14 protein-coding genes and 1 tRNA gene are annotated in these 12,554 nt (G+C 71.8%); 6 read left to right on the top strand and 9 right to left on the bottom strand.

The window, feature by feature from the left end; genetic code table 11:
- The gene (locus ACYVP9_RS03235) at positions 1-888 is read right to left on the bottom strand and encodes an SDR family oxidoreductase (protein WP_460603249.1); all 888 of its coding nucleotides are present in this window, start codon (positions 886-888) and stop codon (positions 1-3) included.
- A 101-nt stretch (positions 889-989) separates the two neighbouring features.
- On the opposite strand from ACYVP9_RS03235, the gene ACYVP9_RS03230 reads away from it, so the two are divergent.
- Positions 990-1,562 (top strand): TetR/AcrR family transcriptional regulator, encoded by a 573-nt coding sequence (locus tag ACYVP9_RS03230; RefSeq protein WP_460603248.1) that lies wholly within the window; start codon positions 990-992, stop codon positions 1,560-1,562.
- 3 nt (positions 1,563-1,565) lie between these two features.
- On the opposite strand, the gene ACYVP9_RS03225 is transcribed toward ACYVP9_RS03230, so the two are convergent.
- Genes ACYVP9_RS03225 through ACYVP9_RS03215 form a run of 3 tightly spaced genes read right to left on the bottom strand, consistent with a single transcriptional unit; the run spans position 1,566 to position 4,539 of the window.
- Entirely contained in the window at positions 1,566-2,648 is a 1,083-nt protein-coding gene (locus ACYVP9_RS03225; RefSeq protein ID WP_460603247.1) for a bifunctional RNase H/acid phosphatase, read from the bottom strand.
- Positions 2,645-3,382: a zinc ribbon domain-containing protein gene (locus ACYVP9_RS03220; protein WP_460603246.1), complete on the bottom strand. Its 738-nt coding sequence runs from the start codon at positions 3,380-3,382 to the stop codon at positions 2,645-2,647. Before ACYVP9_RS03220 ends, ACYVP9_RS03225 begins: the two co-directional genes overlap by 4 nt.
- 14 nt (positions 3,383-3,396) lie before the next feature.
- Positions 3,397-4,539, bottom strand: a complete 1,143-nt coding sequence (locus tag ACYVP9_RS03215) for a Nif3-like dinuclear metal center hexameric protein (protein WP_460603245.1) — start codon at positions 4,537-4,539, stop codon at positions 3,397-3,399.
- Between the two features lie 103 nt (positions 4,540-4,642).
- Here ACYVP9_RS03215 and ACYVP9_RS03210 point away from each other — a divergent pair, with 103 nt between their 5' ends.
- On the top strand, positions 4,643-5,026 hold the full coding sequence (locus ACYVP9_RS03210; protein ID WP_460603243.1) for a PLD nuclease N-terminal domain-containing protein: 384 nt from the start codon (positions 4,643-4,645) through the stop codon (positions 5,024-5,026).
- 9 nt (positions 5,027-5,035) lie between these two features.
- On the opposite strand, the gene ACYVP9_RS03205 is transcribed toward ACYVP9_RS03210, so the two are convergent.
- Positions 5,036-5,443 carry a VOC family protein gene (locus tag ACYVP9_RS03205; protein ID WP_460603242.1) on the bottom strand — a complete coding sequence of 136 codons (408 nt, stop codon included), beginning with the start codon at positions 5,441-5,443 and terminating at the stop codon, positions 5,036-5,038.
- A gap of 231 nt (positions 5,444-5,674) precedes the next feature.
- Between ACYVP9_RS03205 and ACYVP9_RS03200 the strand changes: the two genes are divergently transcribed.
- Complete coding sequence (locus tag ACYVP9_RS03200; protein WP_460603241.1) at positions 5,675-6,766, top strand: transglycosylase family protein; 1,092 nt, start codon at positions 5,675-5,677, stop codon at positions 6,764-6,766.
- A 10-nt stretch (positions 6,767-6,776) separates the two neighbouring features.
- Here ACYVP9_RS03200 and ACYVP9_RS03195 read toward each other — a convergent pair whose 3' ends face one another.
- Together ACYVP9_RS03195 and ACYVP9_RS03190 are read right to left on the bottom strand one after the other, a co-directional pair.
- Positions 6,777-7,079 (bottom strand): STAS domain-containing protein, encoded by a 303-nt coding sequence (locus tag ACYVP9_RS03195; RefSeq protein WP_460603240.1) that lies wholly within the window; start codon positions 7,077-7,079, stop codon positions 6,777-6,779.
- 30 nt (positions 7,080-7,109) lie between these two features.
- Positions 7,110-7,181 (bottom strand) — tRNA-Val (locus tag ACYVP9_RS03190).
- 71 nt (positions 7,182-7,252) lie between these two features.
- Here ACYVP9_RS03190 and ACYVP9_RS03185 point away from each other — a divergent pair.
- Together ACYVP9_RS03185 and ACYVP9_RS03180 are read left to right on the top strand one after the other, a co-directional pair.
- Positions 7,253-8,152 carry an SURF1 family protein gene (locus ACYVP9_RS03185; protein ID WP_460603239.1) on the top strand — a complete coding sequence of 300 codons (900 nt, stop codon included), beginning with the start codon at positions 7,253-7,255 and terminating at the stop codon, positions 8,150-8,152.
- 5 nt (positions 8,153-8,157) lie between these two features.
- Complete coding sequence (locus ACYVP9_RS03180) at positions 8,158-8,757, top strand: SAM-dependent methyltransferase (RefSeq protein ID WP_460603238.1); 600 nt, start codon at positions 8,158-8,160, stop codon at positions 8,755-8,757.
- Here the strand turns inward: ACYVP9_RS03180 and ACYVP9_RS03175 are convergent.
- Together ACYVP9_RS03175 and ACYVP9_RS03170 are read right to left on the bottom strand one after the other, a co-directional pair.
- Positions 8,744-9,199, bottom strand: coding sequence for a peroxiredoxin (locus ACYVP9_RS03175; protein ID WP_460603237.1), 456 nt, complete (start codon positions 9,197-9,199; stop codon positions 8,744-8,746). The two genes, ACYVP9_RS03180 and ACYVP9_RS03175, sit on opposite strands and share 14 nt — an antisense overlap.
- Positions 9,196-9,627, bottom strand: a complete 432-nt coding sequence (locus ACYVP9_RS03170; protein ID WP_460603236.1) for a DUF3052 domain-containing protein — start codon at positions 9,625-9,627, stop codon at positions 9,196-9,198. Before ACYVP9_RS03170 ends, ACYVP9_RS03175 begins: the two co-directional genes overlap by 4 nt.
- 87 nt (positions 9,628-9,714) lie before the next feature.
- Between ACYVP9_RS03170 and aceE the strand changes: the two genes are divergently transcribed.
- A complete protein-coding gene (aceE, locus tag ACYVP9_RS03165) occupies positions 9,715-12,543 on the top strand; it encodes a pyruvate dehydrogenase (acetyl-transferring), homodimeric type (protein WP_460603235.1) in 2,829 nt (942 codons plus the stop codon).
- Positions 12,544-12,554 lie beyond the last annotated feature (11 nt).

Below are 12,554 nucleotides of genomic sequence, written 5' to 3'. Positions count from 1 at the left end.
TCACGGCAGCACGTTCTCCAGATCCGCGAGCAGGCCCGGGTGGCTCGGCTGCCACCCGAGCCGCTCGCGGGTCAGCACGCTGGACGACGGCTGATCCATCGCGAAGATCGCCCCGAGCGGACCGAAGTCCGCCTCGGGGCGTCGCTGTACCGGCAGCCCGAGCCGCCGCCCGATCACCTCGGCCAGGGCGCGCACCTCGTCACCCTCGTCGTCGACGGCGTGCCACACCGTGCCGGCGGGCGCCGACTCGAGCACGAGCCGGAACAGCACCGCGGCGTCGAGGGCGTGCACGGCCGGCCACCGCTGGGTGCCGTCGCCCGGGTACCCGGCTATTGCGCTCTGCCGCGCAATGTCGGTGAGCAGACCGGCGAAGCCGCCGCGGCCGTCGTTGTGGACGGTGCGCGGCAGCCGGACGGCCGCGCTGCGCACGCCACGCCCGGCCAGCGCGAGCAGCGCCAGGGTGGCCCGGCCGCGCTCGGCGAGCGGGCCCTCGAAGACCGGGGTGTCGTCGTGCTCGGTGGTCACGCGCCCGGGAACCGCCGGGGTGCCCGACGCCGCGACCAGCGGACGATCGCTGCCGACGAGCGCGTCGCCGAGCGCGGCCAGCGCCGCGCTCTCCTGCTTCGCCGCCCCGGCGATCTCCTCGACGCTGCCGAAGCTGTCGTGGTCGAAGGCCAGGTGGACGACGCCGTCCGCCGCGCTCGCGGCATCGCGCAGCACGTCCAGGTCGGACAGCGAACCGCGGACGGCGGTGGCGCCGGCGGTGACGATCGCGTCGGCGGACCGATCGCTGCGCGCGAGCGCGGACACGGCGTGGCCGTGGGCGACGAGCTCGGCGACGACGGCCGAGCCGATCAGACCGGTGCCGCCGGTGACGAAGACCTGCATGGAAACGCTCCAGAACGGTGATGGGACTCTTGTCCCGTCACCGTAGCACCGCGACGGGACAAGAGTCCCATCACTACGAGTCCCATCACTACGATGGGGCCATGGCCCGCTGGGAACCCGGAGCGCGTGAGCGGCTCGTCGCCGCCGCGGTCGACCTCTTCGCCGAGCAGGGGTACGACGCCACGACGGTCGCCGAGATCGCCGAGCGCGCCGGCGTCACCAAGAGCACGTTCTTCCGGCACTTCCCCGACAAGCGCGAGCTGTTGGTCGCCGGGCAGGAGACGTTGAGCACGTTGCTGCGCGAGGGCATCACCGAGGCGCCCGACGGCGCGACGCCGTTCGAGGCGGTCCGGTCGGGCCTGGCGCGCGCCTCGGCCGTGATGGGACCGGCCAACCGCGAGTTCGGACCCAAGCTGCGCGCCGCCGTCGCCAGCAGCACCGAACTGCAGGCGCGCGACGCGCTCAAGAGCGTCGGCCTCGCCGCCGCGATGTTCGATGCGCTGACCGGCCGGGGCGTCGCCGAGACGCCCGCCCACCTCGCTGCCGAGCTCGGCGTGCTGGCGTTCAAGCTGGGCTACCAGCGGTGGTCCGAGACCGACGACGCGACCGAGCTGGCGACCCACACCGACGCCGCACTCGACGAACTGCGGTCGGCGAGCGCAGCGCTCGGGTGAGCCCTAGAGGTGGCCGGTGTCGTTCACCAGGCGCACCGAGGAGGTGCCGTCGGCCCAGTAGTCGACCGCCGACACCGACGCGGTGTCGAGGTGCAGGCGGTACATCGCCGTCGGCGGCGCGTCGAGCGCGAGCCGCAGCAGGGTCTTGATGGGCGTCACGTGCGACACGACCACGACCCGCTGCTCCGGGTGCCGGCCGATCACCGTCTCGCGGGCGCGGCGCACGCGACGGGCGACCGCCGCCATCGACTCGCCGCCCGGCGGCGCGGCGTCGGGTGAGGCCGTCCAGGCCGCGAAGGCGTCCGCGTCGCGCTCGCGCACCTCGGCCATGGTCAGGCCCTCCCAGGAACCGAAGTCGAGTTCGACCAGGTCGTCCTCGATCTCGATCTCGAGACCCAGCGCGCCGGCGATGGCCGTGGCGGTCTCGACGGCCCGCGGCAGCGGCGAGCTGACCACGGCACCGACGTCGCCCCACGCGCGGCCGGCGAGCGACGCCGCCTGCGCGCGCCCGACGGCGTCCAGCGGCAGGTCGTTGCGTCCGCTGAGCCGGTGCTCGGCCGAGTGGACGGTCGCCCCGTGGCGCACGAGCAGCAGTCCGGTGCGGGCGCCGCTGGGCGGCGTCCAGGCCGGTGCCGGCGGGGTCTTCGCCGCCCTCGCCGGCTTCGGCGCGATGCCGGCGGCGCCGTCCATCGCCTCGTTGGCCAGCCGGTCGGCGTGCTTGTTCTTCTCGCGCGGGATCCAGGTGAAGCTCACGTGGTCGAACCCGCGCCGCAGCGCCTGCGCCTCCCGCGACAACCCCTGCAGCGCAGCGTTCTTGACCGACCAGCGTCCGGACATCTGCTCGACGACGAGCTTGGAGTCCATGCGGACGTCGACCCGGCGCGCCCCCAGCTCCTGCGCCGCGCGCAGCCCGGCGATGAGGCCGCCGTACTCGGCGACGTTGTTGGTCGCGGTGCCGATCGACTCGGCCCGCTCGGCCAGCACCGCCCGCGACGTCGCGTCGAACACCACGGCGCCGTAGCCGGCCGGGCCGGGGTTGCCGCGCGACCCGCCGTCCGCCTCGACGATCACGTGCTCAGCGTTCACAGACCGCTCTCGGACGTGCGGACGAGGATCGCGCGGCAGTTGTCGCAGCGCACCACGTCGTCCGGGTCGGCCTTGCGGACGGCGTTCAGGTCGCTGCCCGACAGCTCGATGCGGCAGCCCTCGCAGCGGCGTTGCCGCAGCAGCGCGGCTCCGTTGCCGCTCTGCGCCCGGGCCTTCTCGTAGAGGGCGAGCAGATCGGCGGGCAGCCCGGCGGCGATCGCGTCTCGCTGCGGCCTGCGCTCGGCCGCGGCGGCGTCGATCTCGGCGAACGCGCTGTCGCGCTCGGCCTCGAGGTCGTGCTGCTCGGCGACCACGGCCTCGTGGCGGGCCTGCACGTCGCTCAGGACGGCATCGGCGGACTCGGCGCGCTCCATGACCTCGAGCAGTTCGTCCTCGAGCGTGCTCTGTCGCCGCGCGAGCGTCGCGATCTCGTGCTGCAGGCTGCCGAGCTCCTTCGCGGGCAGTCCACCCGCCTGCAACCGAGCGTCGTCGCGGGCCGCGCGGTTGCGGACGGTCTCGACGTCGGCCTCGAGGCGGTTCTGCTCGAGCTCGGTGTCGGCGACCGCGGTCTGCGCGTCGACCAGTTCGTGATGCAGCGCCGCAGCGGCCTTCGCCTTGTCGGCGATGGCGGCGAGCTGCGGCAGGCTGCGGCGGCGGTGCGCGAGCTGCGACAGCGCGGTGTCGGCGGCCTGCAGGTCGAGCAGTCGCAGCTGTACGGCGGGATCGGCGTTCACGACGAGGTTTCCCCTCAGCGGGCGGTGCGGTGGACGTGGACGGACCACGGGTCGGTGACGAGTCGGGAGACCCGGACGTCAACCGTAGTGCCGAAGCGGTCGCGCAGTGCGGCCGCGAGGGCGTCGAGCCAGGGGGCCTCGGTGGCCCAGTGCGCGGCGTCGACGAGGGCCATGGCGCCCGGGCCGCGCTCGGTGACGGCCTCGACGGCCGGGTGGTGCTTGAGATCGGCGGTGAGCAGCACGTCCGCGCCCATCGCCCGCGCCTGCCCGGCGTACCCCCCGCCGGACCCGCCGCACACCGCGACCCGCGCCACCGGACGGTCGGGGTCACCCGCGGCGCGCACGCCCCACGAGGTCTCCGGCAGCACCCGGGCGGCCTGCTCGGTGAAGTCACGCAGCGTGGTCGGTCGCGGCAGCTCGCCGACCCGTCCGGTGCCGCGTCGCCCGGGTACGGGAGCCATCGCGAGCAGGTCGAACGCCGGCTCCTCGTAGGGGTGCGCCGCCCGCAGCGCGGCGACGACGGCGGCCCGCCGCGCGGCCGGGACCACCATCTCGACCCGCGCCTCGGGAACCCGCTCGATGTCGCCCACGGTGCCGATGGTCGGGTTCGCCCCGGCGAGCGGACGGAAGGTGCCCTCACCCGCCACCGTCCAGGCGCACCGGTCGTAGTCGCCGATCGCTCCGGCGCCGGCGTCGGCGAGCGCGTCGATCAGGTTCTGGGCCTGCGCGTGCGGGACGAAGACCACGAGCTTGTCGAGCGGGGCGTCCGGCTGCGGGTCGAGCGGGCGGAGATCACGCAGGTCGAACAGGGCCGCGAGCGCGTCCGAGACACCCGGGTCGGCCACGTCGGCGTTGGTGTGCGCGACGAGGTGGCCGACCCCGGCGCGGATCATCCGGTGCACCAGCGCGCCCTTCGGATCGTCCGCGGGTACCCCGTGCACGCCGGTCAGCAGCAGCGGGTGGTGCGTGATCAGCAGCTGGGCACCGGCGGCGATCGCCTCGTCGACGGTCGCCGGGACCGGGTCGACGGCGAGCATCACCCGCTCGACCGGTTCGGACGGGTCGCCGCACACCAGCCCGACGGCGTCCCACGACTCGGCCCACCGCGGGTCGAACCAGGTGTCGCAGGCGGCGACGAGGTCGGCGAGCAGCGGCACGGCCGAACCCTATCCGGCGCCGCCGGGCGCCTCCGGAACCGCCCGACACGCACAGTTTCGCGGCGTAGCCTGGCGCCAACCCCCAGCTCGGAAGGGTCGTTTCATGGTCGTCGGTGGCGCTCTCGGCGTGATTCTCATCGGTGTCTGGATCTTCTGCGTGATCGACACCCTGACCACGCCCGCGGAGCAGGTGCGCAACCTGCCCAAGCTGGCCTGGGTCGCGATCGTGGTGCTGCTGTTCGAGATCGGCGCGCTCGCGTGGTTGATCGCCGGACGGCCGTGGGGGGCGAAGGCGCCCACGCCCGGTGGCAGCACCGGCGGCGGGTTCGCCGGGCTCGGCACGTCCGCGGCGCCCGCGCGCCGGCGCGGCCCCGGCCGCCCGGTCAGCCCCGACGACGACGACGAGTTCCTCGCGTCGCTCAACCAGCAGATCAAGAAGCAGAAGAAGGACGGCGACGGCGGACCCGCCGAACCTTCGCCGGCGTGACCGCCTGAGCTACGGCACCTCCTGCAGCACCCACCCGTTGCCGTCCGGGTCGTCGAACTCGGCGAAGGTGTTGTATTTCGCGTGCTGCGGATCGGCGCCGGGCTGCCAGCCGTCGGCGGTCATGTGCCGCGCCTCGCCCACCTCGACCCCCCGTCCGAGCAGGTACTCGCGGGCCTCGGTCACGTCGCGGACGACCAGGTGCATGCCGCGGACGGGCGCGGTGCCGGCGACGCTCATCGCGCTGCCGAACATCAGCGAGCAGTGCGATCCCGGCGGGGTGAACTGCACGACGCGGAAATCGCTGCCCTCCCCGGGCGAGAAGTCGACGTCACACGGGAACCCGCAGCGTTCGTAGAACGCCTTGGCCCGGTCGACATCGGTGACGGGCAGGACGACGGCCTCGAGTCGGAACTCCATGCCGCACACCGAACCACACCCGTCCGACGAACCACACCGGTGTAGTTCGGCCGCATTACCAGGACAAATCCGTCTCTCGAGCGCGACACGCCGACGTTCAGCCCGGTTTTCTCGCGTGAATCTTGTGAATCAGTGGTGTCTGTGTGACGGTTGGTGCGACTGAGACGTCCGACCACACCACTGCCGACACGACACGGTGGGCCCACGAGGGCCCGTGCCGGAGGGCCTGCCTTGACTTCCGATCCCCGCCATTTCTTCGCCGACTGGACGCGCGAGAACTCCACCCGCCGCTCGCTCGCGCAGCTCGTCCGCGACTCGCGCGGTCCCCGCAACTGGGGCCTGGCCGCTGCGGCCGCGACCGTGGTCGCCCTGGGCGTCACCACCCTCACCACCGCCGGCAGCGCGCAGGCCGACCCGTCTGCGGACCAGTGGTACCGGCTGCGGATGTGCGAGTCGTCGAACAACTACGCGATCAACACCGGCAACGGGTACTACGGCGCGTACCAGTTCGACCTCTCGACGTGGCGCAGCGTCGGCGGCCAGGGTTACCCCCACCAGAACTCCAAGGCCGAGCAGGACTACCGCGCGCTGCGGCTCTACCGGCAGCGCGGCTGGCAGCCCTGGGAGTGCGCGTCGATCCTCGGCCTCGCGTCCGACCGGGACGCCGGCAGCGGACGCTTCTGGGACATCCCCAAGCCCGGCTCCGGCGGCGGCAACACCGGTGGCGGCAACACCGGTGGCGGCAACACCGGTGGCAACACCGGCGGCGGCAACACCGGCGGCTCGTCCAGCGGCGTCCCGATGTTCCCGGGCGGTAGCCACTGGTACACCTACGGCGAGTGGAACAACCACATCAAGCGGTTCCAGGACCAGATGCACAAGCGCGGGTTCTTCCCCGTCGGCACCGGTGAGTACGGGCCCAACACGCTGCGCATGGTCAAGCGGCTGCAGCAGCTCAACGGCCTGATCCCGAACGGCTACATCGGGCCGAACACGTGGCGCATGGCGTGGAAGGGCAAGTACAGCGAGGCCGCGGCGCCGGCCAAGCCGAAGCCCACGCCGAAGCCCACGCCGAAGCCGAGCTCGTCCGGCGTTCCTGCCTTCCCCGGCGGCAGCCACTGGTACTTCTACGGCGACTGGAACAACAACATCAAGCGGTTCCAGGACCAGATGCACAAGCGCGGTCACTTCCCCGTCGGCACCGGTGAGTACGGGCCCAACACGCTGCGCATGGTCAAGCGGCTGCAGCAGCTCAACGGCCTCGTCCCGAACGGCCTCATCGGCCCGAACACGTGGAAGTTGGCCTGGAAGGGCAAGTACTGATCCGACCGTGTCAGTCGGCGCCGGACCCCGTCACCGTGAAGATCGTGATCAGTCCGGCCGTCGTCAGCGTGCGACGCACCCGCGGGTGAAGGTCGCGCAGCGACAGCGTCACGCCCTGCTGCAGGCAGCGCTCGCGGGCCCCGATGAGCACGCCCATGCCCGACGAGTCGATGAACGTCGTGGTCGCGAAGTCGAGCACCAAGCTCTCGACACCCTGCTGTCCGAGCGCCCGCTCGATCTCGCGGGTGAAGGGCGGTCCGGTGCGCACGTCGAGCTCGGACGGCGCGGAGACGGTGGCCGCGGCTTCGGGCATGCGCGCATTGAATCACGCGCGATGCACGGGTGGGCGTTACTGGGATCGAACCAGTGACCGCTCGGGTGTAAACCGAGTGCTCTCCCGCTGAGCTAAACGCCCGGGCGCGCCGAGACTACCGGTCCGGCACCCGCCGGACGCGCCCTCACAGGGCCCCGCCGTACCGTGGACCCGTGTCGCGCAGGTCGAAGGCGGAGGCGGTCCGTCCCGCCTATCTCGCCCGGTTGCGCGAGCCCCGCTACGCCGCGCTCGGCGTGCTCATGCTGGTCGTCGCGCTCGTCTGCGTCGCCTGCGGTGTGTGGCAGATCTTCCGCTACGAGTCCAAGCACGACGAGAACCAGGTGCTGCGCGCGAACGCGAAGCTGCCCGCGGTCGCCCCGGCGCAGGTGCTGCCGCTCGTCGGGTCGCGCGATCCCACGCGCAACGGCGTGGAGTTCCGCCAGCTGCGGGTCAGCGGACGTTACGACGGCGCGGCCGAGACTCTCGTCCGCAACCGCACCGACGGCGACGCGACCGGGTTCCTCGTCGTCACCCCGCTGCAGACCGCGGACGCCACCTTGTTGATCGTCCGCGGTTTCGTCGCGCAACCGGCGTCGGGGGCGCAACCGGCGCCGCCGTCCGCACCGTCGGGCACCGTCACCGTGCTGGCGCGTGCCCAGCCGCCCGAGAGCCGGGACGATCAGTTCGGCTCCCTGCCGGGACGCCAGGTGAGTTCGATCAACCCCCGGCAGCAGGCCGAACGTCTCGGTGGCGCGGTGTACGACGGGTTCGCCCAGCTCGAGTCCGGGCAGGCGGGCACCGGTGGTCTCACCGTGCTGCCGCGTCCCGACCTGTCCAACCCCGCTGGTGGGGCCCTGGAACCGCAGCACTTCGCCTACGTCGTCCAGTGGTTCCTCTTCGCCGCGTTGGCGCTCGCAGCGCCCTTCGCGATGATCCGCGCCGAGAGCAGGCGCCGCGACGACGGCGAGGTCGACCTCGTCGACGAGCAACCCGAACCGGTGGCCGGCCCGCCGTCGCAGGAGGACGTGCGCGCCGCCAAGCTGGCCGACCGGTACGGCCGTCCGGTTCACTGACAACCGTGTTCGACGCGGCCTACTGGGACGAGCGCTACCGTTCGTCGCCGTCGGTGTGGGGACGGCCCCCGAACCGCTTCGTCGAGGCCGAGTGCTCCGACCTCGCCCCGGGCACGGCGATCGACCTGGCGTGCGGCGAGGGTCGCAACGCGCTGTGGCTGGCCGCCCGCGGGTGGCGGGTGCTCGCGGTCGACTTCTCACAGGCCGCGCTGGCGAAGGGGGCCGGGGCGGACGACACCGGTCGGGTCACCTGGGTGCTCGACGACGCACTGGAATTCCGGGCGCCCGCACCGGTCGACCTGATCGTGGTCGCCTACCTGCAGCTGCCGCCCGACGAACGGCGACGCGCGATGCGCAACGCCGTGGCGTCCCTGGCGCCGGGAGGCACGTTGCTCGTCGTCGCCCACGACGCCCGCAACCGCAGCGACGGCACGGGAGGCCCCCAGGACCCCGCCGTGCTCTACACCGCGCGGGACGTCGAACACGACCTCGAGTCGTGCGGGCTCGTCGTCGAACGCGCCGACGAGGTGCTGCGCCCGGTACCGGGTGCCGATCGTCCGGCGATCGACTGCCTGTACCGGGCGCGGCGCCCTACAGGCTCTTGATCGCGGCTTCCCACGCGGCAGGGTCGCGGCCCTCGCCCGGGCCGTTCATCTCGGCGAAGCGGACGATGCCGTCCTTGTCGATGAGGAACGTGCCGCGGTTGGCGATGCCGGCCGGCTCGAGGAACACCCCGTAGGCCTGCGCGACCGCGCCGTGCGGCCAGAAGTCGGCGAGCAGCGGGAACTCGAAGCTTTCGCGCTCGCTGAAGATCTTGTGGGAGTACGCGGAGTCGACACTGACCGTCAGCACCTGGACGTCGTCGTTCTGGAACGTCGGCAGGTTGTCGCGCAGATGGTGCAGTTCGCCGGTGCAGATGCCCGTGAAGGCGAGCGGGTAGAAGACCAGCAGAACGGCCTTCTCGCCGCGGAACGAGGCGAGCGAGACCTCCTCGTTGTTCTGGTCCTTCAGCGTGAAGTCAGGCGCCTGCTCGCCGACCTGGATCATTTCTTCCCTCCGGATTTGCGGCCCGCGAGGCGGGCGGCGGACCAGCCCTCCCCCACGGTGGTGGTGGACGTCTGGGACAGGCCGGCGATCGACGCCGCCTCGGCGATGTCGGACGGGTCGACGTGGTCGTCGCGGCCACGCTTGGGTGTCAGCAACCAGATGTGACCGTCGTCGGCCAGTGGCGAGATCGCGTCGACGAGTGCGTCGGCGAGGTCGCCGTCGCCGTCGCGGTGCCAGAGCAGCACGACGTCGACCACCTCGTCCGAGTCCTCGTCGACCAGCTCCTCGCCGGTGCGCTCGACGATGTCGTCTCGCAGGTCCTCGTCGGCGTCGTCGTCGACACCGATCTCCATCACGAGCTGTCCGGGCTTCAGCCCCAGACGCTCGGCGATGCCCACCTCGTTACCGGGCTGGGCGCTCGGGCTCACCTCGACGTTCCTCCTGTCCGCGTACACCCGTGTCGGGATGTTGGTCCTGCATACCAATGAGTAACCCGTCCGTCGACCCCATCGGCGATGAAGGGTGTTGACTGGGGGCGACGAACCTCACGACCACGTCGGCCACAAGCACCGTACGGAGGAGCTCGCGTGACCCGCGACCGCTACAGCATCATCACCGATGGCCTACCCAATCAGTTGCCCGACATAGACCGCGACGAGACCCGGGAATGGCTGGAGTCGCTCGACGCCGCCATCGACTCCGACGGCCGTCAGCGCGCGCGTTTCCTCATGCTCAAGCTGCTGGAGCGGGCCCGGGAGCGGCAGGTCGGCGTCCCGGGGCTGCGCAGCACCGACTACATCAACTCCATCCCGCCGGAGCGCGAACCCTGGTTCCCCGGCGACGAGGACATCGAACGCCGCATCCGCGCGTACATCCGCTGGAACGCGGCCGTCGCGGTGTCCCGCGCGAACAAGACCGTCGGCGTCGGCGGCCACATCGCCACCTACGCGTCCGCGGCGTCGCTGTACGAGGTGGGCTTCAACCACTTCTTCCGCGGCAAGGACCTCGCCACCGGCATGGGCGACCAGGTCTACTTCCAGGGCCACGCCGCGCCGGGCATCTACGCCCGCGCCTACCTCGAGGGCCGGTTGACCGAGAAGCACCTGGACGGCTTCCGCCAGGAGGTCTCGCACGCGCCCTACGGGCTGTCGTCCTACCCCCACCCGCGGCTCATGCCCGAGTTCTGGGAGTTCCCGACCGTCTCGATGGGCCTGGGCCCGATCGGCGCGATCTACCAGGCGCGGTTCAACCGCTACCTGCACGCGCGCGGGCTGGCCGACACGTCCAACTCGCACGTGTGGGCGTTCCTCGGCGACGGCGAGATGGACGAGGTCGAGTCCCTCGGCGCCATCGGCGTCGCCGCGCGTGAGGAGCTGGACAACCTCACCTTCGTCATCAACTGCAACCTGCAGCGGCTCGACGGACCCGTCCGCGGCAACGGCAAGATCATCCAGGAACTCGAGTCCTACTTCCGCGGTGCGGGCTGGAACGTGCTCAAGGTCGTGTGGGGCCGCGACTGGGACCCGCTGCTCGCCGCCGACGGCGACGGCGTCCTGGTCAACCAGATGAACCAGACGCCGGACGGGCAGTTCCAGACCTACACCGTCGAGAGCGGCGCCTACATCCGCGAGCACTTCTTCGGCGGCGACCCGCGGCTGCGCAAGCTCGTCGAGGGCATGTCCGACGACGACCTGCGCAAGCTGTCGCGCGGCGGCCACGACTACCGCAAGGTCTACGCGGCGTTCGAGGCGGCGCGGGCGCACACCGGTCAGCCGACGGTGATCCTCGCCAAGACGGTCAAGGGCTGGACCCTCGAGTCGTTCGAGGGACGCAACGCCACGCACCAGATGAAGAAGCTGACCGTCGCCGACCTCAAGGCCTTCCGCGACCGCCTCTACCTGCCGATCAGCGACAAGGACCTCGAGGCCGACCTCGCGCCGTACTACCACCCGGGCGAGAAGTCCGACGAGATCCAGTACATGAAGGAGCGGCGGGCCGCGCTCGGCGGCGCGCTGCCCAAGCGCGTCGTCCGCGCCAAGCCGCTCGCGCAGCCGGGCGACAAGGTCTACTCCGAGTTCCGCGGCGGGTCGGGCAAGCAGCAGGTCGCGACCACCATGGCGACCGTCCGCCTGTTCAAGGACCTCATGAAGGACAAGGAGATCGGCAGCCGCTTCGTGCCGATCATCCCCGACGAGGCCCGCACCTTCGGCCTCGACGCGATCTTCCCGACGGCCAAGATCTACTCGCCGCACGGCCAGGAGTACGAGGCCGTCGACCGGGAGCTGCTGCTGTCGTACAAGGAGTCGCAGCAGGGGCAGATCCTGCACGAGGGCATCAGCGAGGCCGGTTCGATGGCGTCGCTGATCGCCGCGGGCACCTCGTACGCCACGCACTCGACGCCGACCATCCCGTTCTACATCTTCTACTCGATGTTCGGCTTCCAGCGCACCGGCGACCAGTTCTGGCAGCTCGCCGACCAGCTGGGCCGCGGGTTCGTCCTCGGCGCCACCGCCGGCCGTACGACGCTCACGGGCGAGGGCCTGCAGCACGCCGACGGCCACTCGCTGCTGCTCGCGTCGTCCAACCCGGCGTGCGTCGCCTACGACCCGGCCTACGCGTTCGAGGTCGCGCACATCGTGCGCGCCGGCCTGGCGCGCATGTACGGCGTCGGCGCCTACGAGGGCGGGGTCAGCGACCGCGACGTCTTCTACTACCTCACGATCTACAACGAGCCGATCGTGCAGCCGGCCGAGCCCGCCGACCTGGACGTCCAGGCGCTGCTCAAGGGCCTGTACCGCTTCTCCCCCGCGGCCCAGGAGGGACGTCCGCGCGTGCAGCTGCTCGCGTCCGGTGTCGCCATGCCGTGGGCGGTCGAGGCGCAGCGGTTGCTCGGCGAGGACTGGGGCGTCGACGCCGACGTGTGGTCGGTGACGTCCTGGAACGAGCTGCGCCGCGACGCGGTCGAGTGCGAGCAGCACGCGCTGCTGCACCCGGGCTCTGACGGTGGAGACGCCCCGGAACCGTTCGTCACGCAGCAACTGCGCGACACGCAGGGTCCGGTCGTCGCCGTCTCGGACTTCATGCGTGCCGTGCCCGACCAGATCTCGCGCTGGGTGCCGAACGACTACGTCTCCCTCGGGACGGACGGGTTCGGCTTCGCCGACACCCGCGGCGCCGCGCGACGGTTCTTCCACGTCGACGCGCAGTCGATCGTGGTAGCGGCGCTGGAGCGGCTCGCCCGCACCGGTGAGGTCAAGCCCGAGCTCGCCCGCGAGGCGTTCACCAAGTACGAGCTCGAGTCCATCTCCGCCGCCGGCACCGGCACCGTGGGCGGCGACGCCTGACCCTTCCGCTT

This window comes from Jatrophihabitans fulvus (genome assembly GCF_054781375.1).
This window is presented reverse-complemented; position numbering and strand designations above follow the sequence as displayed.

Bases quoted from the DNA above. Each gene is read 5' to 3' on its own strand.
- aceE (WP_460603235.1), top strand. From the start codon at position 9,715: ATGAAGGGTGTTGACTGGGGGCGACGAACCTCACGACCACGTCGGCCA.
- ACYVP9_RS03210 (WP_460603243.1), top strand. From the start codon at position 4,643: ATGGTCGTCGGTGGCGCTCTCGGCGTGATTCTCATCGGTGTCTGGATC.
- ACYVP9_RS03205 (WP_460603242.1), bottom strand. From the start codon at position 5,443: ATGGAGTTCCGACTCGAGGCCGTCGTCCTGCCCGTCACCGATGTCGAC.
- ACYVP9_RS03235 (WP_460603249.1), bottom strand. From the start codon at position 888: ATGCAGGTCTTCGTCACCGGCGGCACCGGTCTGATCGGCTCGGCCGTC.
- ACYVP9_RS03230 (WP_460603248.1), top strand. From the start codon at position 990: ATGGCCCGCTGGGAACCCGGAGCGCGTGAGCGGCTCGTCGCCGCCGCG.
- ACYVP9_RS03175 (WP_460603237.1), bottom strand. From the start codon at position 9,199: ATGATCCAGGTCGGCGAGCAGGCGCCTGACTTCACGCTGAAGGACCAG.
- ACYVP9_RS03195 (WP_460603240.1), bottom strand. From the start codon at position 7,079: ATGCCCGAAGCCGCGGCCACCGTCTCCGCGCCGTCCGAGCTCGACGTG.